Annotated in this window: 16 protein-coding genes; 15 read left to right on the forward strand and 1 reads right to left on the reverse strand. The window is 40.8% G+C overall.

The genetic code is table 11. The features are described from left to right. Window positions 1-8 precede the first annotated feature (8 nt). The 9 genes from aroA (at window position 9) to Q4443_RS00360 (ending at window position 11,466) form a co-directional block, all read left to right on the forward strand. Window positions 9-1,292 (forward strand): 3-phosphoshikimate 1-carboxyvinyltransferase, encoded by a 1,284-nt coding sequence (gene aroA / locus Q4443_RS00320; RefSeq protein WP_049519535.1) that lies wholly within the window; start codon window positions 9-11, stop codon window positions 1,290-1,292. Continuing rightward, the gene (locus Q4443_RS00325; RefSeq protein ID WP_049519537.1) at window positions 1,285-1,761 is read left to right on the forward strand and encodes a shikimate kinase; all 477 of its coding nucleotides are present in this window, start codon (window positions 1,285-1,287) and stop codon (window positions 1,759-1,761) included. The genes aroA and Q4443_RS00325 overlap by 8 nt, the downstream gene beginning before the upstream one ends. After that, window positions 1,758-2,606 carry a prephenate dehydratase gene (pheA, locus tag Q4443_RS00330; RefSeq protein WP_049519539.1) on the forward strand — a complete coding sequence of 283 codons (849 nt, stop codon included), beginning with the start codon at window positions 1,758-1,760 and terminating at the stop codon, window positions 2,604-2,606. The genes Q4443_RS00325 and pheA overlap by 4 nt, the downstream gene beginning before the upstream one ends. Next, a complete protein-coding gene (locus tag Q4443_RS00335; RefSeq protein WP_049519540.1) occupies window positions 2,603-3,898 on the forward strand; it encodes an LCP family protein in 1,296 nt (431 codons plus the stop codon). Before pheA ends, Q4443_RS00335 begins: the two co-directional genes overlap by 4 nt. Window positions 3,899-4,041: 143 nt before the next feature. Continuing rightward, window positions 4,042-4,878 carry a phosphorylcholine transferase LicD gene (locus tag Q4443_RS00340; RefSeq protein ID WP_049519541.1) on the forward strand — a complete coding sequence of 279 codons (837 nt, stop codon included), beginning with the start codon at window positions 4,042-4,044 and terminating at the stop codon, window positions 4,876-4,878. Further along, the gene (locus Q4443_RS00345; protein WP_049519542.1) at window positions 4,875-5,843 is read left to right on the forward strand and encodes a glycosyltransferase family 2 protein; all 969 of its coding nucleotides are present in this window, start codon (window positions 4,875-4,877) and stop codon (window positions 5,841-5,843) included. Before Q4443_RS00340 ends, Q4443_RS00345 begins: the two co-directional genes overlap by 4 nt. A 21-nt stretch (window positions 5,844-5,864) precedes the next feature. Next, window positions 5,865-8,024: a LicD family protein gene (locus tag Q4443_RS00350; RefSeq protein WP_001011682.1), complete on the forward strand. Its 2,160-nt coding sequence runs from the start codon at window positions 5,865-5,867 to the stop codon at window positions 8,022-8,024. A 57-nt stretch (window positions 8,025-8,081) separates the two neighbouring features. Next, window positions 8,082-8,894: a phosphorylcholine transferase LicD gene (locus Q4443_RS00355; RefSeq protein WP_000004177.1), complete on the forward strand. Its 813-nt coding sequence runs from the start codon at window positions 8,082-8,084 to the stop codon at window positions 8,892-8,894. 43 nt (window positions 8,895-8,937) lie between these two features. Further along, window positions 8,938-11,466 (forward strand): MBL fold metallo-hydrolase, encoded by a 2,529-nt coding sequence (locus tag Q4443_RS00360; RefSeq protein WP_049519544.1) that lies wholly within the window; start codon window positions 8,938-8,940, stop codon window positions 11,464-11,466. Window positions 11,467-11,512: 46 nt separating this feature from the next. Here Q4443_RS00360 and Q4443_RS00365 read toward each other — a convergent pair whose 3' ends face one another. Beyond that, complete coding sequence (locus Q4443_RS00365; RefSeq protein WP_000789709.1) at window positions 11,513-12,991, reverse strand: oligosaccharide flippase family protein; 1,479 nt, start codon at window positions 12,989-12,991, stop codon at window positions 11,513-11,515. A gap of 122 nt (window positions 12,992-13,113) precedes the next feature. On the opposite strand from Q4443_RS00365, the gene mecA reads away from it, so the two are divergent. From mecA to Q4443_RS00395, 6 genes are all read left to right on the forward strand, one after another. After that, window positions 13,114-13,854, forward strand: a complete 741-nt coding sequence (mecA, locus tag Q4443_RS00370) for an adaptor protein MecA (RefSeq protein WP_044020570.1) — start codon at window positions 13,114-13,116, stop codon at window positions 13,852-13,854. 147 nt (window positions 13,855-14,001) lie between these two features. After that, window positions 14,002-15,288 carry a homoserine dehydrogenase gene (locus tag Q4443_RS00375; RefSeq protein WP_303407822.1) on the forward strand — a complete coding sequence of 429 codons (1,287 nt, stop codon included), beginning with the start codon at window positions 14,002-14,004 and terminating at the stop codon, window positions 15,286-15,288. A gap of 1 nt (window position 15,289) precedes the next feature. Continuing rightward, the gene (thrB, locus tag Q4443_RS00380) at window positions 15,290-16,159 is read left to right on the forward strand and encodes a homoserine kinase (RefSeq protein ID WP_042902138.1); all 870 of its coding nucleotides are present in this window, start codon (window positions 15,290-15,292) and stop codon (window positions 16,157-16,159) included. A gap of 259 nt (window positions 16,160-16,418) precedes the next feature. Next, window positions 16,419-17,357: a peptide-methionine (R)-S-oxide reductase MsrB gene (gene msrB, locus Q4443_RS00385; protein WP_268721898.1), complete on the forward strand. Its 939-nt coding sequence runs from the start codon at window positions 16,419-16,421 to the stop codon at window positions 17,355-17,357. Window positions 17,358-17,416: 59 nt separating this feature from the next. Then, complete coding sequence (locus tag Q4443_RS00390) at window positions 17,417-19,141, forward strand: ABC transporter ATP-binding protein (protein ID WP_042902140.1); 1,725 nt, start codon at window positions 17,417-17,419, stop codon at window positions 19,139-19,141. A 1-nt stretch (window position 19,142) separates the two neighbouring features. Then, complete coding sequence (locus tag Q4443_RS00395) at window positions 19,143-20,891, forward strand: ABC transporter ATP-binding protein (RefSeq protein ID WP_049519550.1); 1,749 nt, start codon at window positions 19,143-19,145, stop codon at window positions 20,889-20,891. Window positions 20,892-20,906: the final 15 nt, after the last annotated feature.

Below are 20,906 nucleotides of genomic sequence, written 5' to 3' on the forward strand. Positions count from 1 at the left end.
GGTCAACTATGAAACTAAAAACAAACATTCGCCACTTACATGGCAGTATCCGGGTACCAGGTGACAAGTCTATCAGCCACCGTTCGATTATTTTTGGAAGTTTGGCTGAGGGCGAGACTAAGGTTTATGATATTCTGCGTGGAGAGGATGTGCTCTCAACCATGCAGGTTTTTCGTGATCTTGGTGTTGAAATTGAGGACAAAGATGGGGTTATTACCATTCAAGGTGTAGGCATGGATGGCTTAAAAGCTCCGCAAAACGCCTTGGATATGGGAAATTCTGGCACCTCGATTCGCCTGATCTCAGGTGTCCTTGCTGGTGCAGACTTCGAAGTAGAGATGTTTGGAGATGATAGTCTTTCTAAACGTCCTATGGACCGTGTGACGATTCCATTGAAAAAAATGGGTGTCAGCATTTCAGGGCAAACTGAGCGAGACCTGCCTCCTCTTCACTTAAAAGGGATGAAAAACCTAACACCTATTCACTATGAGTTGCCAATCGCCTCTGCTCAAGTCAAGTCCGCCTTGATATTTGCAGCCTTGCAGGCTCAGGGGGAGTCCGTTATTATCGAGAAAGAATGTACTCGTAACCACACTGAAGATATGCTACAACAATTTGGTGGCCATTTAAGTGTGGAAGGTAAGAAAATCACAGTCCAAGGACCACAAAGACTGACCGGACAAAAGGTAGTTGTTCCAGGAGATATTTCCAGTGCAGCCTTTTGGTTGGTCGCAGGTTTGATTGTTCCAAACTCTCGTGTGGTGCTGCAGAATGTGGGCATCAATGAAACGCGTACTGGTATTATTGATGTCATTCGCGCCATGGGTGGAAAACTAGAAATAACTGAAATTGACCCAGTCGCTAAATCAGCAACCCTGACTGTCGAGTCTTCAGACCTGAAAGGAACAGAGATAGGTGGAGCCTTGATTCCACGTTTGATTGATGAATTGCCCATTATTGCCCTTTTAGCTACACAAGCACAAGGTGTAACGGTCATTAAGGATGCTGAGGAACTCAAGGTAAAGGAAACAGACCGCATTCAGGTGGTGGCTGACGCCTTAAATAGCATGGGGACGGATATCACTCCTACAGCAGATGGGATGATTATCAAAGGGAAATCAAGACTTCATGGCGCTAGAGTCAATACGTTTGGTGACCACCGAATTGGAATGATGACAGCTATTGCAGCCCTCTTGGTTGCGGATGGAGAAGTGGAACTTGACCGTGCTGAAGCCATCAATACCAGCTATCCTAGCTTCTTTGATGATTTGGAGAGCTTGATTCATGGCTAAGGTATTACTTGGATTTATGGGGGCAGGCAAGTCGACAATCGCTAGAGGATTGGACCCAGACTACATCGATATGGATACCTTAATCGAGGAACATTTGGGCATGTCCATTGCGGATTTCTTCGCTGAAAAGGGAGAAGTGGCCTTTCGTCAAGTAGAGTCAGAAGTCCTAGCTGACTTACTAAAAACGGACCGAGTTGTGTCAACTGGCGGAGGAGTTGTCATTTCTCACAAAAATCGTGACTTGCTCAAAACCAATCATGATAACATCTACCTAAAAGCAGATTTTGAAACCCTCTACCAACGTATCGCAGCTGATAAGGACAATCAGCGCCCGCTCTTTCTTAACAAAAGTAAGGAAGAACTAGCAGCTATTTTCCATGAAAGACAAGCTTGGTATGAGGAAGTAGCCAGTCAAGTTCTGGATGTGACCAAGTTAAGTCCAGAGGAAATTATAGAGGAGCTGAGATGAAAATTGCCTATCTAGGTCCCAAGGGATCTTTTTCGCATCATGTTGTGCAGACAGCCTTTCCCAAAGAGGAATTGCAGGCTTTTGCCAATATCACAGATGTTATCAAGGCTTATGAGCAAGGCTTGGTGGATTATTCTGTGGTACCAGTTGAAAACTCCATTGAAGGTAGTGTCCATGAAAGTTTGGATTATCTTTTTCATCAGGCTCGCATCCAAGCAGTTGCAGAAATCGTCCAGCCCATTCACCAGCAGTTGATGGTGATTCCAGGTCAGTCAAAAATTGAGAAAATTTTTTCCCATCCTCAGGCTCTAGCTCAAGGAAAGAAATTCATCGACAAACACTATCCAGAGGCTAAAATTGAGGTAACAGCCAGTACCGCCTATGCGGCCCGCTTTATCTCGGAACATCCAGACCAGCCTTATGCAGCCATTGCACCAAGAAGTTCTGCCGAAGAATATGGCTTGGAATTAATTGCAGAGGATATTCAGGAGATGGAAGCCAATTTCACACGTTTTTGGGTATTAGGGGCAGAGATACCGATGATTCCTTTGAACTCGCAAGCTGAAAAAATGAGTTTGGCCTTGACCTTACCAGACAATCTACCTGGTGCTCTTTACAAGGCACTTTCGACTTTTGCTTGGAGAGGGATTGACTTAACAAAGATTGAAAGTCGCCCCCTTAAAACAGCCTTGGGAGAATACTTTTTTATTATTGATGTAGACTATAGTGACAAAGAACTGATTCATTTTGCCAGACAAGAACTAGAAGCCATTGGAATTCAGCACAAGATACTGGGAACCTACCCGATTTTTACCATAACTGATTTAGAAAAGGAGAGTCAATGAGCAAAGAAAATCCTTTAAGTCATCACGAGCAGTTACGTTATGACTATCTCTTCAAAAATATCCATTACCTCAACGACCGTGAACGGAGGGAATTTGATTATCTGCAACAGAAAATGGCAGGTCCCAAGTCTGAAGTTCACCATTTCCAACAAGAAGAAAAAGAAGAATCTTGGGGTAGAGACATTGATCTTCCGACTTATGGCAGTAGAAGCCGGTCTAAGAAACGTGAAAAGGTAGCCCCTCAACCTAAAGTCAAAAAGAAAAAAAGAAGAATTCGCTTCAAACGAATACTGACTTGGTTCCTGCTGTTGATTACTTGTGTGCTTGCAGGAATGATTTTTATGTTTCTTCGAGGGTTCCAGTCAGCAGCCAATCCAAGCAATAAGCCAGCTGATGCCAAGGCAGCTCAAGTAGAGGTCTTTAACGGTCAGGATAACAAAGATGGTGTGAATATCCTAGTCATGGGGACAGATGGCCGTATCGGTCAAAATAGTGCGGAGACCCGTACCGACACAATCATGGTACTGAATGTCAGTGGATCGGATAAGAAGATTAAACTAGTCAGCTTTATGCGTGACAACTTAGTTTATATCGACGGGTATAGTAAGATTGTAAATGGCCAGAAACAGACGGATAACAAACTAAACGTTGCTTATGAACTTGGGGAACAAGAAGGGCAAAAAGGGGCTGAAATGGTCCGCAAGGTTCTAAAAGACAACTTTGATTTGGATATTAAGTACTATGCCCTAGTTGACTTTCAGGCCTTTGCAACAGCTATTGATACCCTCTTCCCTGACGGAGTAACGATTGATGCCCAATTCTCAACATTGAATGGTCAACCTTTAACAGAAGCCACAGTTGGAGATGACCTTCATGCAACAGAGACAGAGTCCCCAACCCAAACCATCAAAGTTGGAAAACAGCAGATGAATGGATCCACCTTGCTGAACTATGCTCGCTTCCGTGATGATGACGAGGGAGACTACGGCCGTACCAAACGTCAGCAACAAGTCATGTCAGCAGTTCTTGAGCAAATCAAAGATCCAACCAAGCTCTTTACGGGATCAGAGGCACTTGGAAAAGTCTTTGGCATGACCTCAACAAATCTACCATATAGCTTCTTGTTGACCAATGGCTTATCTGTCCTAGAAGGTGCTCAAAATGGCATTGAGAGACTCACCGTCCCAGAACTTGGTGACTGGGTGGACGCTTATGATATCTATGGTGGACAAGGACTTCTAGTCGATCAAAATAAATACCAAACCAAACTCGCCCAAATGGGAATGAGATAGAATACTATAAAAAAATCAAAGTTTGAATCACTAGTGAAAAAGTGGTTTAGGCTTTGATTTTTCTTAGTATCTGATGGATTTTTAGGGCGTTTTTATGGTATAATAAAACGATATAACTCGTTATTGGACAGAAGAGGAGAGACATGAGTGATTTGAAAGCGATTCAGGCTCGTAGTCTGGAAATGGCTGAATATTTCGTCGCATTTTGTAAAGAACATGATTTGTTGTGCTATCTCTGTGGTGGAGGAGCTATTGGTGCCCTTCGTAACAAAGGTTTCATTCCTTGGGATGATGATTTGGACTTTTTCATGCCACGTAAGGACTATGAAAAATTAGCAGAACTGTGGCCACGTTATGCAGACGAGCGTTATTTCTTGTCAAAGAGTAACAAAGATTTTGTAGACCGTAACCTTTTTATTACCATTCGTGATAAGGAAACCACTTGTATCAAGCCTTATCAGAAGGATTTGGATTTGCCACACGGTTTGGCCTTGGATGTTTTACCTTTGGATTATTATCCTAAAAATCCAGCTGAGCGTAAGAAACAGGTTCGTTGGGCCCTGATTTATTCACTCTTTTGCGCCCAAACTATCCCAGAAAAGCATGGTGCCATCATGAAATGGGGAAGTCGTATTTTACTGGGTTTAACTCCTAAATCGCTACGTTATCGCATTTGGAAAAAAGCTGAAAAAGAAATGACCAAGTATGGTCTGGCTGAGAGCGATGGAATTACGGAATTATGCTCAGGCCCCGGCTACATGCGAAACAAATACCCAATCGCATCTTTTGAAGACAATCTATTCTTGCCATTTGAAGGAACTGAGATGCCCATTCCAGTCGGTTATGATGCCTATCTCAGCACTGCTTTTGGGGACTATATGACACCGCCACCAGAGGACAAGCAAGTACCGCATCATGATGCCATTATAGCAGACATGGACAAGAGCTACACAGAGTACAAGGGAGAATATGGAGCATGATGGGAGAAAAAATAAGCGTTATCGTTCCAGTCTACAATGTAGAGGCTTATCTGGAGCGATGTGTTGAGTCGATTCTTCAACAGACTTATGCCCATTTTGAGTTAATCCTAATCAATGATGGTTCTACTGATTCTAGTGGACAGATCTGTGATCACTTAGCGTCTCAGTATGAGAATATCAAGGTTTATCATATCGAAAATGCTGGTGTTTCAAATGCTAGAAATATGGGAATTCAGCTAGCGACGGGTTCTTGGGTTACCTTTATTGATAGCGATGATTTCGTTACCCAGGATTACCTAGCTACTTTAGCAAGTGCAGTTGAAGGGTTGAATGTAGGCTTTGTAATTGCTCCTCTGCACCATATCAAAAACGGCATTGTAACTGATATACCTTCACATTCTGGAAAAACAGAACTCTGGTCAACAGAAGAAACCATGAAGGAACTACTGATGACTACCAGAACGTCATTTTTTCCAGTTGCAAAACTGTTTAAGAGAGACCTGCTTGCGGATGAAAAGTTTAATACAAATTATCACCTAGCTGAAGATGCCTTATTTTTAACTGAATTGCTACTAAAGACAAGATGTAGTTGCGTCTTTATTGACAAACCTGTTTATTATTATGATCATCGTGAGGGAAGTGCAACAACATCTGTTAATCGATATGTATTTGACACAATAGAAGTTTATCAGCAAATAATTGCTCAAGTTTCACAAGCCTTTCCTAATTTGAAATACGAATTAATAAACAGAGAATGTTGGTCGTACATCACAGTTTACGATAAAATTATCTTTACTTCACGTGAAGAGTATCAAAAGGAGAAAGCCGAGCTGAGGACTTGGATTGTTCAGCATCGACGCGAAATATGGAAAGATGCTTATTTCACCACTTTTCGCAAGGTAGCGATCCTTTCACTTGTCATTTCTCCATGGCTATATAAGAAAATTGTTGGATTAAAAAACTAATATCATGAGAAGGAGTTGAAAATGAATTTTTCAAAAATGGATGAATACTTTGAAAAATCAAAACTATGGATTGCGTATCTATTTGTTTTCATTTCGATTTTAAGTATGAGTTCACTGGTTTATAAGATAGCAAATCCCCTCTACAAGGGATTGTCAGCGATTGTAGTGCTTTATATTTGCTATACCTTATTGTTTAAGTGGAAAGAAATCACAGCAGATCGCAAATTTCTATCCTTATTTGGACTCTTAGCTGGAAGTCATCTGCTATCAGCTATTTTCAATCGCTCTGGACATCTGATTGGAAATGTGATTGAAATCCTCTTCATGGTAACTTATGTTTTATTATTTACCATGTTACAATCAGGGCAACTTAAAAAATTATTTGACTGGATTGCCTATACGGTTCAAATTGTATCTTTTTCTTCAGCAATTTTTGCGTTTGGTTTATTGGTAAGCAGAGTCCTTATCCTATTTAAGATTGGCGAACAATCTTATTACTATGGTGTCATGAATGGCCGTCTGTGGGGGATTGTCAATCCAAATGCTAGTGCGATATTTTCATACATTAGCATTATTTTGGCTATGTATTTGATCCATAAAGGAAGTAAATATTCTGTTTATCTTAAACTGAACAATGTGATTCAATTCGTTTACTTTGCTATGATGCAAAGTCGAGGAGCCTTACTTTCTTTACTTCTCATGATTGGACTCTATAGTTTCTTTGCTACTAGAGGAAGTATCGTTAAACGATTCCTCACTTTTATAGTTGCTGGTTTGCTGATTACTGCAACTAATATTGGATTAAGCTATGTAACTTCAATCTATATCTCATCTGAAACTGCGACTGTCTTAGATTTAAACAAAGGACAATCCTATGCTGAAACAGATTCGTCTGTTACTAAGAAAAACGGTGAGCTCCATCTGATTGAAACAACACCAAGTGGTAGAACCTATATCTGGAAAAATGCCATCAAGATGGGAAGTGCCAAACCAATTTTTGGTTATGGTGTACGAAATGTTCCAGATTACTACACAGAATATTTCAGTAAATTTGAGATTCAAAACTCCCTTATTGGTGGGAATTTCCATAACATTTTTGTGACCATATTTGTCAGTTCGGGAGTTCTAGGTTTGGTATCCTTCCTTCTTGTACTGGCTTATGTCATCAAGCGCTTTTTAACGTATTTGATTGTTTCCAAGAAACATACTGATAAATTGATCATGATTCTTTTCTTTGGTATCTTGTTTGGTCAATTATTTGAAAGTCAGATTATGTATTCAACCAACTTTATTAATATCATCTTCTGGCTAGCGATTGGCTATGGACTCGTAGTCTGCAAACGAGATGAAGGAGTTCGGTACCAAGAAGTAACAGATGTTAAAGAAATTCAAGAGATGGAACTTGGAATCATGGAGTATATTCATGAAGTTTGTCAGAAAATTGGGGTCAAGTATTTCTTAGCATATGGAAGTCTAATTGGTGCTGTTCGCCATCAAGGATTTATCCCTTGGGATGATGACATGGATATCTGCATGTTACGAGAGGATTATGAAAAATTGCAAGACTACCTTATCGCTAACCGTGATGAACGTTACGAAGTTATGTCTTATAAAAATAATCTCAACTATGTCTATCCCTTCATGAAAGTGCAGGATAACCATACTTACTTGCTAGAAGAAGATGTTCGCATCGATTCGAATATGGGAATCTATGTAGATATTTTCCCTGTAGATGGCTACGAGGATGACGTACAATTTAAAAACAAGATGACGAAACTGATAAAGAAACGTCAATTGAGTTGCTACACCTTCAAAGGCATTACCAATACAAAAAGTGTACTGAATTCACTGCTACGTTATGTGTCAGTTATTATTTTCTATTTCACCAATACAAACAAATACGTTGCCCAGATTGAAGAGCTTGCAAAATCCCGTAAAGTCTCAGATTATGAGCAGGTGGATTATCTTATCTACAAGGATATGAACAAACCAGTGTGGAGACGTGAATGGCTGGAACAAGTTACTACTGGAATATTTGAAGGTAAGGAATTTACCATTCCGAAAAACTATCATGAAATTTTGACCTCAGACTACGGAGACTATATGCAGTTGCCACCAGTTGAACAAAGAGTATCTCATCATGATTTTAAATTATGGAAGATTGTTAAAAGGTCTAAATGACGAGATTGGGATTAAGAAACGTTTAAAAAAATAGTCAAATTTAGGAGAATAGAACCTATGTCTGAAAGAACTTTAACTCTTGAAGAAATCAAGCAAGTAGAATTGGATATTTTAAAGTATCTACATGATCTTTGTGAACAACATCAAATCAAATACTTTATTGATTTTGGAACCTTACTAGGAGCTGTACGCCATAAAGGATTTATCCCTTGGGATGATGATACAGATATTTCCTTGGCGCGTGATGAATTTGAAAAACTGTATAAGGTTTTACAAAATGAAAATCATCCCTACTACAAATTGATTTCATTCAGAGAAACAAAGGGATATCCATACAGTTATATGAGAGTCTATGATGTAAGGACTCGTCGAGATGCTAACCTCGTAGACCCAACGGTCGTATTGGGAACTTGCGTTGACATTTTTCCATATGATGGTGTCGTAACACAGGAAAGTGACCGTAAGAAAATGAAGCTCTACAAATATTTCATTCGCCTTTCTTCTTTGAATTTTAAAGGGATCAAGTCTGAGAATGGTGGACTTAAAAACCTCCCTCGTTATATGGGATCAGCTATTTTCCGCTTAACTTCCCCACAGCTATGGAATCAAAAATTAGAGAGCCTTGCTTTGAAGTATAGTGTAGATCAAGCAACAGATCTAACTTGTACTATCTATGACCCTTATTATCCAAATGGTATAAAAAAAGAATGGCTCTATGATTTGATTGATATGCCTTATGAAAACATCGTGGTCAAGGTTCCGAGAAAATACCATGAAATACTTGTCTACGAATTTGGAGAAAACTATATGACTCCACCGCCTATTGAGCAACAAGTCCCAGGAGGGGATAAAAACTACTGGATTGATTAGATTAGTAAAAGTTGCTTATTGTTAAGATAAAGGAGTTTTCAAGGTGAAAAATAAATGGTTATTAAAATCAGTCAGCTATAGTGTTCTCGCAGTCTTTCTATTACTGATTCAGTTATCGCAAGGAGTAAATGCAGATACCATTTCAGCAGGTTCGGGCAATCGTATCCATTTCATAAATACTAAAGCAAAATCTGGGAGTGACGCCATCCTTCTGGAAAGCAATGGTCACTATGCTTTGATTGATATGGGTGAAGACTATGATTTTCCTGATGGGAGTGACCCGCGCTATCCAAGCCGCTGGGGAATTTCCATGAGAAATTATCAAGTATTGGAGGATCGATTGATTCGCCACTTGGATCAAATAGGTGTAAAAAAATTAGATTTTATTATAGGAACTCATGTTCATAGTGACCATATTGGTGGAGCAGACGAAATACTCAATCGATATCAAGTCGGTAAGTTTTATTTGAAAAAATATTCAGATGATCGGATTACAGCAAACTGGGGACTATGGGATAATCTTTTTAATTATGATAATGCTTTGAGAGCAGCTCAAAAACGGGGAGTTACTCTTATCCAGAATATTTCAGATGAGGATAGCCATCTAAAATTAGGTGATATGGATATCCAACTCTATAATTATAAGAATGAATATGATGCTGAAGGGAATCTGAAAAAAGTTCGAGATGATAACTCTAACTCCATTGTTTCAGTAGTGACTGTGGCAGGAAAGAGAATCTATCTTGGTGGAGATTTGGATAATGCCGAGGGAGCAGAAGATAAGTTAGGTCCAGTTATCGGCAAGGTTGATATGATGAAATGGAACCACCATTATGATGCGACAATTTCAAATACGATTAATTTCCTTGAAAACTTATCACCAAAAATGATTATTCAGACAACTGGTGGAGATATTAATGTTGCTTCAACCAGAGAATACCTTCAGAAGAAAAATATTCAGGTTCTTCATGCTGCGAGCCAAACTCAAGACGCTACCGTTTTTGATATTAGCGATAAAGGATTTGCTAATGTTTCAAATACCTTCCCTGATATCCCTGTAGTTGACGAAAAATGGTATCAAGAAGATGGCTATTGGAAATATCGTTTGACTGATGGAGAAATGGCTATCGGCTGGAGAGAGATCGGCGGAGCCACTTACTTCTTTAATGGAAAAGGACAAATGCAAGCAGGTCGCTGGCTTCACCTTAACGACGACTGGGGAGAAAATGCCAAAGGGAACGATTACTATTTGAACCAAAATGGTAAAATGCAAACTGGTGGTTGGTTCAAACTAGATGACTCTTGGTATTATATCCAATCAAATGGTGCTAGACGATTTAGCGAGCTCTCTGAAATTGGAGGGAAAAAGTATCTCTTTGCAGCAGATGGGAAGATGCTAACAGGACATCAAGTCTATAATGGCAAGAAGATGTTCTTTAGCGAAAGTGGTGCACTCCAAACAGCAGGTAAGCCTTCAACTTGGCAAAAGATTGATTCAAATTGGTATTTCTATGATGAGGATGGGCTAAAGACCATCGGTAAAAAGAATATCAATGGAAGCACATACTACTTTAATCAAGAAGGTATCATGCAAACTGGCTGGGCCTTTGTTGATGGTCACTGGAACTATTTTGCAAGTTCTGGAGCTATGAAAACCGGCTGGGTCAAGGATCAGGAAACATGGTATTATCTGGATAAAGATGGCATCATGTTAACTGGTAGACAAGATATAAATGGTGTTCGTTACTATTTGAATGCTAGTGGTGCCATGCAGACTGGCTGGAAGTGGCAAGAAAATAGCTGGTACTTCTATACGAACTCAGGAGCTATGAAAACTGGTTGGTTGAAAGATAAAGAATCATGGTATTATTTGGATCCAGAAACAGGTATCATGGCTGTAGGATCTAAAGAGATTGACGGTAAGAACTATTTCTTCAGCTCTGCAGGTACTATGCAAGTTGGATGGCAGTGGTCAAATGATTCTTGGCATTATTACGCTACGTCGGGCGCACTCCAAACGGGTTGGTTAAAAGATGGTGATGCCTGGTATTATCTTGAAGGTAAGGAAGGCGTTATGTTAGTCGGCCTCCATCAAGTAGATGGTAAGCAATATTACTTTAGCAAATCTGGTGCCATGCAAACTGGCTGGAAATGGTTTGATAATCATTACCGTTACTTTGAATCAAATGGAGCCATGAAAACTGGTTGGATAAAAGACAAAGGCGTCTGGTATTATCTAAATCCTGAAGATGGGATCATGTTGGTTGGCCTTCATAAAGTAAATGGTGATCATTATTACTTTGATGAATCAGGAGCAATGCAAACAGGTTGGAAACAGTTTGATGGTAATTGGTACTATTTCCAAGCTAATGGTTCTTTGTTGAAGAACGCAACAACACCTGATGGTTACAAAGTAAACGAAGAAGGAATCTGGAAACAGGCTGTTGCTGCTGTAAATAGCGATGCAGTCAAGCCAGAACAGAAACAAGAAGCTAATTCCTCTATTGTTGAACAACCTAAACAAGATTCAAATCTAGAAGCCAATGCTTCTGATAAGAAAGAAAACGAATAAAGAAGAAATCCCCTACTGGCAACTAATTTATCAGTAGGGGATTTTTTTAATTTCGTTTTAATTTAGCAAGTACAAGGTTCAGTGCATAGTGGAGTGTTTTGTCTTTGGTAATAAAGAGGGTCAAGAGGTAATAGATACCACAAGTTGCCACGGTAGAAAGAACCATGAGAATCATATTAAAGTTTACTGTGTAGGAATTGATTTGGAAAATCATCTTGAAAATATAGAAGATTGGGATAAAACCAAGGGATATGAGGCTATAACGTGTTAAGGTTATAAAAATTTCTTTTAAACTAATCAGTTGGTGTTTCTTGATAAAATGAATTTCAAGTAAAACAACGATAGTTTCTGCGATAATGGTCGTAGCGATGTAATACTCAGGTGCAAAAATATTATTGAAATACAAGATGCTATTTAATAGTATATTGGCACCACCACCAAGGAAGTAGAAGGCGGTTAAGCGATTTTCATGGTCGTTGATAAAGATAATCTGTTTACCAAGAATCAACTCAATAGCCCAAATGATGGTACGAAAAGCGAAGACGCTAGTTACGATACCCGCTTCAAGATATTTTTCAGAAGAATAAATAACAGTTGCGTACCGTCCCAATATCATAATCCCGATACTAGTTGGAACCATAAGGAAATAGAATAAGGATGCCGCTTGATTCACGAGATAATTATAGGACTTGTAATCCTTTTTACCGAGATAGTAGCCAAGGCGTGGAATACTGACGTTGATAGCTCCACTCAAGACACTGGCAATCAACATGACGATACTATAGGCAATTGTATAATAAGAAATGTAGTTTTCATCTGGTCCCTTGGTGATAAACATTCTATCTAGCAAGGTATAAAGCATATTAGCATTTGCTAAGAGAAGCATAGTGAAGAGTGGTTTAGAAGCTTTAGCAAGTTCTACGAAACCGATCTTAACAAAAGAAACTTCTCTCTTGATCCAAAGAAAACTGAGCAGGTAGTTGAGGATAGTGGTCGCTGTCATAACGATAGCATAAGGAACAATATCATCTGCCGTTTTAACAAAGGCGAAGATAGCGACTAGCATGGTAATTCGAATAATTAACGTTTTATAGAGGATGAAGGCATAATTTTCATAAGCCTCGTTCATCCATTCGATATTGAGAAATTGGAAGAGTGCTTGAGCCCCTAGGATGTAGTAGAGGACTTTCAGATTCTCAATGCTAGTGTCAAAGAAGATAATGAGGAAGTAGATACCAGTGGTCAGGAGAGAGGTGAAAACCGAGATATAAAACAACTTAGAAAAGACGTAGTTGATTTTATTCTTGTCATCCTTGACCTTACTGATAGCTCGAATCCCGTAGTTGTATATCCCAAAGGCAGCTAGTGGAATAACGAAACTTGCCCAGGTATTGGCTGTATTGAAATAACCGTAGTTGGATTTGCTGAGAATCCGTGTCAGATAAGGATTGGTTATCAGTGGAAAAACGATATTGAGAATATTGACCAGCAAGCTGGCCAAGGCATTTACTTTTATATTTTTCATTGAACTTTCTTTCTTAAATCTAAAATCATATCTAGTATTATATCACATTCTCGCTTCATTCTTTTGATAAAATCGTAAAAATCTAGTATAATAGATAGACTGAAAGTATGAGGTTACTAGATATGAAGATGAAACAAATTAGTGATACAACACTGAAAATCACGATGACTTTAGATGATTTGATGGACCGAGGAATGGAGATTGCAGACTTTCTCGTTCCTCAGGAAAAAACTGAAGAGTTTTTCTATGCTATTTTAGATGAGTTAGAGATGCCAGACAATTTCTTGGATAGTGGCATGCTGAGTTTCCGCGTGACGCCAAAACCTGATAAGGTGGACGTCTTTGTGACCAAATCCAAGATTGACCAAAATCTGGATTTTGAAGATTTGGCGGATCTACCAGACATGGAAGAATTAGCCCAAATGTCGCCGGATGAATTTCTCAAAACCTTGGAAAAGAGCATTGCAGATAAAACCAAGGACGATATTGAGGCCATCCAATCTCTAGAGCAGGTCGAAGCAAAGGAAGAAGAGCAAGAGCAGGCAGACAAGGAGACTGAGAGTAAGAAAGAACCTTATATCTACTATATCCTGCGCTTTGCAAGCCTTGCTGACTTAGTTGCTTTTGCAAAGACGGTTAACTACCAGATGGAAACCTCTGAACTCTATAAGATGAATGGACACTACTATTTGACAATCTTAGTCGATGTGGAAAATCATCCAAGTCCATATCCGGCTTGGCTCTTGGCTCGTATGCGTGAATTTGCAGACGACAGTGACATCAGTCGTTCAGTCTTGCAAGAGTATGGGCAAATCTTGATCAATCACGATGCAGTTCTTAATTTGCAAAAGATTCGTTCATAAATTTCAAAATCAATTTTCATTTATCAAGAAAGACGAATCATGGGATTCGTTTTTTCTTTACCAGACTGAAATAGTGATTTACTATAATAGGAATTTTCATAAAATTCTGTTATAATGGCTATATCAGAAAATTTCTAGGAGACAAACATGACAGTTAAAATTGCTTTACTTGGATTTGGTACCGTTGCAAGTGGTGTGCCATTCCTACTAAAGGAAAATGGAGAAAAAATCGTTCAGTCAGCTCATTCAGAGATTGAAGTAGCCAAGGTATTGGTCAAGGATGAAGATGAAAAGAACCGCTTGCTTGCAGCAGGAAATGACTTTAACTTTGTAACCAATGTAGACGATATTTTATCAGACAAGGACATTACTATTGTAGTGGAATTGATGGGGCGTATCGAACCAGCTAAAACCTTTATCACTCGTGCCTTGGAAGCTGGGAAACACGTTGTTACTGCCAACAAGGACCTTTTGGCTGTCCATGGTGCAGAATTGTTAGAAATTGCTAAAGAGCATAATGTAGCACTTTACTACGAAGCAGCAGTTGCTGGTGGTATTCCAATTCTTCGTACTTTGGCAAATTCGTTGGCTTCTGACAAAATTACGCGCGTTCTTGGCGTTGTTAATGGAACTTCCAACTTCATGATGACCAAGATGGTGGAAGAAGGCTGGTCTTACGATGATGCTCTGGCTGAAGCACAAAGATTAGGTTTTGCAGAAAGCGATCCTACAAATGACGTGGATGGGATTGACGCAGCCTACAAGATGGTGATTTTGAGCCAATTTGCCTTTGGGATGAAGGTTGCCTTTGCCGATGTAGCCCACAAGGGAATCCGCAACATCACACCAGAAGATGTAGCTATGGCTCAAGAGCTTGGCTATGTTGTGAAATTGGTTGGTTCTATCGAAGAAACTCCTTCAGGTATTGCCGCAGAAGTGACTCCAACCTTCCTACCTAAAGCACACCCACTTGCTAGTGTGAATGGTGTCATGAACGCCGTCTTTGTAGAGTCTATCGGTATCGGTGAATCTATGTACTACGGACCAGGTGCTGGTCAAAAACCAACTGCAACAAGTGTTGTAGCAGATATTGTCCGTATCGTTCGTCGCTTAAATGATGGTACCATTGGCAAAGACTTCAACGAATATAGCCGTGACTTGGTCTTGGCAAATCCAGAAGATGTTAAAGCAAACTACTATTTCTCAATCTTGGCTCCAGACTCAAAAGGGCAGGTCTTGAAATTGGCTGAGATTTTCAACGCTCAAGATATTTCCTTCAAGCAAATCCTCCAAGATAGTAAAGAGGGTGACAAGGCGCGTGTCGTCATTATTACACATAAGATCAATAAAGCACAACTTGAGAATGTTTCAGCTGAGTTGGCCAAAGCTTCAGAATTTGACCTCTTGAATACCTTCAAGGTGTTAGGAGAATAGGATGAAGATTATTGTACCTGCAACCAGTGCCAATATTGGGCCAGGTTTTGATTCGGTCGGTGTAGCTGTAACCAAGTATCTTCAAATTGAGGTCTGTGAAGAACGGGATGAGTGGTTGATTGAACACCAGATTGGTAAATGGATTCCCCATGACGAGCGTAATCTTTTGCTTAAGATTGCCTTGCAAATTGCGCCTGACTTGCAACCGAGACGTTTGAAAATGACCAGCGATGTTCCCTTGGCGCGTGGTTTGGGTTCTTCTAGCTCTGTTATCGTTGCTGGGATTGAACTGGCTAACCAACTGGGCAATCTCAACTTATCTAACCACGACAAATTGCAGTTGGCTACCAAGATTGAAGGGCATCCTGACAATGTGGCTCCAGCTATCTATGGAAATCTTGTTATTGCGAGTTCCGTTGAAGGTCAAGTCTCTGCTATCGTAGCAGACTTCCCAGAATGTGATTTTCTAGCTTACATTCCTAACTATGAATTGCGCACTCGAGACAGCCGTGGTGTCCTTCCTAAGAAATTGTCCTACAAGGAAGCTGTTGCAGCCAGTTCTATCGCCAATATAGCCGTTGCAGCCTTGTTAGCAGGAGACATGGTGACTGCTGGCCAAGCGATTGAGGGAGACCTCTTCCACGAGCGTTATCGTCAAAGTCTGGTCCGTGAATTTGCGACGATTAAGCAAGTAGCTAAAGAGAATGGTGCCTATGCAACCTACCTTTCCGGTGCTGGACCGACAGTTATGGTCTTGGCTTCTCACGACAAGATGCCGAAGATTAAGGCAGAATTGCAAAAGCAGTCTTTCAAAGGCAAACTGCATGACTTGAAAGTTGATACGCAAGGTGTCCGTGTCGAAGCAAAATAAAGAATAGAAGATAGGATGGGGAAACTCTCGACCAGAGGGCTTCCTGTCCTTTTTTTGAAAAGAAGTTTATACTCAATGAAAAATCAAAGAGCAAACTAGGAAGCTAGCCGCAGGTTGCTCAAAGCATGGTTTTGAGGTTGTAGATGAAACTGACGAAGTAAGCTCAAAATACTGTTTTGAGGTTGCAAATGTAAGCTGACGTGGTTTGAAGAGATTTTCGAAGAGTATTAGTTAAAAACTTGATAAAGGAGAAATAAAGATGGCAGAAATTTATCTAGCAGGTGGTTGTTTTTGGGGCCTAGAGGAGTATTTTTCACGAATTTCTGGAGTGCTAGCGACCAGTGTTGGCTATGCTAATGGGCAAGTCGAAACGACCAATTACCAGCTACTCAAGGAAACAGACCATGCAGAGACGGTTCAAGTGATTTATGATGAGAAAGCAGTGTCACTCAGAGAGATTTTGCTTTATTATTTCCGTGTTATTGATCCCTTGTCTATTAACCAACAAGGGAATGACCGTGGTCGCCAATATCGAACGGGAATCTATTATCAGGATGAAGCAGACTTGTCAGCTATCTACACAGTGGTGCAGGAGCAGGAGCGTATACTGGGTCGAAAGATTGCAGTAGAGGTGGAGAAACTTCGCCACTACATTTTAGCAGAAGACTACCATCAAGACTATCTCAAGAAAAATCCTTCAGGTTATTGTCATATCGATGTGACGGATGCTGAGAAGCCATTGATTGATGCCTCTAACTATGAAAAGCCTAGTCAAGAGGTGTTAAAGGAAAACCTAACTGAAGAATCCTACCGAGTAACGCAAGAAGCTGCTACAGAGGCGCCGTTTAGTAATGCTTATGACCAAACTTTTGAAGAAGGGATTTATGTAGATATCACGACAGGGGAGCCACTCTTTTTTGCTAAGGATAAGTTTGCCTCAGGTTGTGGTTGGCCAAGTTTTAGTCGTCCGATTTCTAAGGAATTGATTCACTATTACAAGGATTTGAGCCATGGAATGGAGCGAATCGAGGTTCGTTCTCGGTCAGGAAATGCTCACTTGGGTCATGTCTTTACAGATGGACCACAGGAATTAGGTGGCCTCCGTTACTGTATCAATTCTGCTTCCTTACGCTTTATAGCCAAGGATGAGATGGAAAAAGCAGGATATGGCTATCTATTACCTTACTTAAACAAATAAAACTGAGAGGGTGGGGCTTCCCACTTTCTTCATTTCCAGAATAAGAATAGAAGGGATCTATGAAACACTTACTATCTTACTTCAAACCCTATATCAAAGAATCCATTTTAGCCCCCTTGTTCAAGTTGCTAGAAGCTGTTTTTGAGCTCTTAGTTCCCATGGTGATTGCTGGGATTGTTGACCAATCCTTGCCCCAGAGAGATCAAGGGCATCTCTGGATGCAGATTGGCCTGCTCCTTATCTTTGCAGTGATTGGCGTTTTAGTGGCCTTGGTAGCCCAGTTTTACTCAGCTAAGGCTGCGGTGGGTTTTGCCAAAGAACTGACAGACGACCTTTATCGTCATATTCTTTCATTACCCAAGGACAGCAGAGATCGTTTGACAACTTCTAGCTTGGTGACTCGCTTGACTTCGGATACTTACCAGATTCAGACTGGTATCAATCAATTCCTGCGTCTCTTTTTGAGAGCGCCTATTATCGTTTTTGGAGCCATTTTTATGGCCTATCGCATCTCGGCTGAGCTGACTTTCTGGTTCTTAGTTATGGTTGTCATTTTGACGATTGTCATTGTCGGTCTCTCTCGACTGGTCAATCCTCTCTACAGCAGTCTCAGAAAGAAAACGGATCAGCTGGTTCAGGAAACGCGCCAGCAATTACAAGGCATGCGAGTTATTCGTGCTTTTGGTCAGGAAAAACGAGAGTTACAGATTTTTCAAACCCTTAACCAAGTTTATGCTAGATTGCAAGAAAAGACGGGTTTCTGGTCTAGTTTGTTAACACCTCTGACTTATCTGATTGTCAATGGAACTCTTCTCGTCATCATCTGGCAGGGCTATATTTCAATTCAAGGAGGTTTACTCAGTCAAGGTGCCCTGATTGCCCTTATCAACTATCTCTTACAGATTTTGGTGGAATTGGTTAAGCTCGCCATGCTGATAAATTCTCTCAACCAGTCCTATATCTCAGCCAAGAGAATTGAGGAAGTTTTTACCGAAGCTCCAGAAGATATTTTTTCAGAATTAGAAGAAAAGCAAGCTACCGGTGATCGGGTTTTGCAAGTCAAAGAATTAACCTTTACCTATCCTGATGCGGCCCAGCCTTCTCTGAGAAACATTTCCTTTGATATGAATCAAGGGCAGATCCTTGGTATCATTGGGGGAACTGGTTCAGGTAAATCAAGCTTGGTGCAAGTCTTACTTGGTCTTTATCCAGCAGACAAGGGGAGCATTGATCTTTATCGAGATGGATGTAGTCCTCGTAATTTGGAGCAGTGGCGGTCTTGGATTGCCTACGTGCCCCAAAGGGTCGAACTCTTTAAAGGAACTATTCGTTCCAACTTGACTCTAGGTTTCAATCGAGAAGTATCTGACCAGGAACTATGGCAGGCCTTGGAGATTGCGCAAGCTAAGGATTTTGTCAGTGAAAAGGAAGGACTTTTGGATGCCCTAGTTGAGGGAGGAGGGCGAAATTTCTCAGGCGGACAAAAACAAAGGCTATCTATTGCCCGAGCAGTCTTGCGACAAGCTCCATTTCTCATCCTAGATGATGCGACCTCGGCCCTCGACACCATCACTGAGTCCAAGCTCTTGAAAGCAATTCGAGAAAACTTACCTAACACGAGCTTAATCTTGATTTCTCAACGGACTTCGACACTTCAGATGGCTGACCAGATTCTCCTCTTGGAAAAAGGTGAGCTCCTAGCTGTTGGCAAGCACGAGGACTTGATGAAAACTAGCCAAGTCTATCGCGAAATCAACGCATCTCAAAATGGAAAGGAGGACTAGCATGAGACGACAAACCGCAAACCAGACGCTCAAACGTTTGGCCATAGATTTAGCAAGCCATCCCTTCCTCCTTTTCCTAGCCTTTCTAGGAACTATTGCCCAAGTTGGCTTATCAATTTACCTACCTATTCTGATTGGACAGGTCATTGACCAAGTTCTAGTGGCTGGTTCTTCACCAGTTTTTTGGCAGATTTTTATCCAGATGATCTTGGTGGTCATAGGAAATACTCTGGTACAATGGGCCAATCCTCTTCTTTATAATCGTCTAATCTTCTCTTATACCAAAGACTTGCGAGAGCGAATCATTCATAAGCTCCATCGTTTACCGATTGCTTTTGTGGATCGGCAGGGTAGTGGAGAGATGGTCAGTCGTGTGACCACAGACATAGAACAGTTGGCAGCTGGCTTGACCATGATTTTCAATCAATTTTTCATTGGTGTTTTGATGATTTTGGTTAGTATTCTAGCCATGCTCCAAATTCACCTTCTCATGACCCTCTTGGTCTTGCTGTTGACGCCCCTGTCCATGGTGATTTCACGCTTTATTGCCAAACGGTCCTATCATCTCTTTCAGAAGCAAACAGAGACCAGGGGGATTCAGACTCAGTTGATTGAAGAGTCGCTTAGCCAGCAGACCATTATCCAGTCCTTCAATGCTCAAACAGAGTTTATCCAAAGACTGCACGAGGCGAATGCCAACTATGCAGGCTATTCTCAGTCAGCCATCTTTTATTCATCAACGGTTAATCCTTCAACTCGCTTTGTCAATGCGCTCATTTATGCCCTTCTTGCTGGAGTGGGAGCCTATCGTATCATGATGGGTTCAACCTTGACCATTGGGCGTTTAGTGACTTTTTTGAACTATGTCCAACAGTATACCAAGCCCTTTAACGATATTTCTTCAGTGCTAGCTGAGTTGCAAAGTGCTCTCGCTTGCGCAGAGCGTGTCTATGCTGTCTTAGAAAGTCCTGAGGTTGCTGAAACAGGTAAGGAAGTCTTGACCAGTGACCAAGTCAAGGGAGCTATTTCCTTTAAACATGTTTCTTTTGGCTACCATCCTGAAAGGATCTTGATTAAGGACTTATCCATCGATATCCCAGCTGGTAGCAAGGTAGCCATCGTTGGTCCGACAGGTGCTGGTAAGTCAACTCTTATCAATCTCCTCATGCGTTTTTATCCTATTAACTCGGGAGATATCTTGCTAGATGGGCAATCCATTTATGATTATACCCGAGCTTCATTGAGACAGCAGTTTGGGATGGTTCTCCAAGAAACCTGGCTCAAGCAAGGAACCATCCATGACAATATTGCCTTTGGAAATCCTGATGCTAGCCGGGAGCAGGTGATTGCTGCTGCAAAGGCAGCCAATGCAGACTTTTTCATCCAACAGTTGCCACAGGGATACGATACCAAGTTGGAAAATGCAGGAGAATCTCTCTCTGTCGGGCAAGCCCAGCTCTTGACCATCGCCCGAGTCTTTCTAGCTATCCCAAAGATTCTTATCTTAGACGAGGCAACTTCCTCCATCGATACACGGACAGAAGTGCTGGTACAGGATGCCTTTGCCAAACTGATGAAGGGGCGCACAAGCTTTATCATTGCTCACCGTTTGTCAACTATTCAGGATGCGGATCTGATTCTAGTCTTGGTGGATGGTGACATTGTTGAGCATGGTAACCATCAGGATCTCATGGCTAGAAAGGGCAAGTATTACCAAATGCAGAAAGCTGCAGCTTTTCGCTCTGAATAATCCTTTCTATTTTAA

The organism is Streptococcus sp. GP0011 (assembly GCF_030546305.1).
In the GTDB taxonomy this organism is placed as follows: domain Bacteria; phylum Bacillota; class Bacilli; order Lactobacillales; family Streptococcaceae; genus Streptococcus.

Coding starts and splice junctions, on each gene's coding strand:
- aroA (WP_049519535.1), top strand. CDS start 9: ATGAAACTAAAAACAAACATTCGCCACTTACATGGCAGTATCCGGGTA.
- Q4443_RS00325 (WP_049519537.1), top strand. CDS start 1,285: ATGGCTAAGGTATTACTTGGATTTATGGGGGCAGGCAAGTCGACAATC.
- pheA (WP_049519539.1), top strand. CDS start 1,758: ATGAAAATTGCCTATCTAGGTCCCAAGGGATCTTTTTCGCATCATGTT.
- Q4443_RS00335 (WP_049519540.1), top strand. CDS start 2,603: ATGAGCAAAGAAAATCCTTTAAGTCATCACGAGCAGTTACGTTATGAC.
- Q4443_RS00340 (WP_049519541.1), top strand. CDS start 4,042: ATGAGTGATTTGAAAGCGATTCAGGCTCGTAGTCTGGAAATGGCTGAA.
- Q4443_RS00345 (WP_049519542.1), top strand. CDS start 4,875: ATGATGGGAGAAAAAATAAGCGTTATCGTTCCAGTCTACAATGTAGAG.
- Q4443_RS00350 (WP_001011682.1), top strand. CDS start 5,865: ATGAATTTTTCAAAAATGGATGAATACTTTGAAAAATCAAAACTATGG.
- Q4443_RS00355 (WP_000004177.1), top strand. CDS start 8,082: ATGTCTGAAAGAACTTTAACTCTTGAAGAAATCAAGCAAGTAGAATTG.
- Q4443_RS00365 (WP_000789709.1), bottom strand. CDS start 12,991: ATGAAAAATATAAAAGTAAATGCCTTGGCCAGCTTGCTGGTCAATATT.
- mecA (WP_044020570.1), top strand. CDS start 13,114: ATGAAGATGAAACAAATTAGTGATACAACACTGAAAATCACGATGACT.
- Q4443_RS00375 (WP_303407822.1), top strand. CDS start 14,002: ATGACAGTTAAAATTGCTTTACTTGGATTTGGTACCGTTGCAAGTGGT.
- thrB (WP_042902138.1), top strand. CDS start 15,290: ATGAAGATTATTGTACCTGCAACCAGTGCCAATATTGGGCCAGGTTTT.
- msrB (WP_268721898.1), top strand. CDS start 16,419: ATGGCAGAAATTTATCTAGCAGGTGGTTGTTTTTGGGGCCTAGAGGAG.
- Q4443_RS00390 (WP_042902140.1), top strand. CDS start 17,417: ATGAAACACTTACTATCTTACTTCAAACCCTATATCAAAGAATCCATT.
- Q4443_RS00395 (WP_049519550.1), top strand. CDS start 19,143: ATGAGACGACAAACCGCAAACCAGACGCTCAAACGTTTGGCCATAGAT.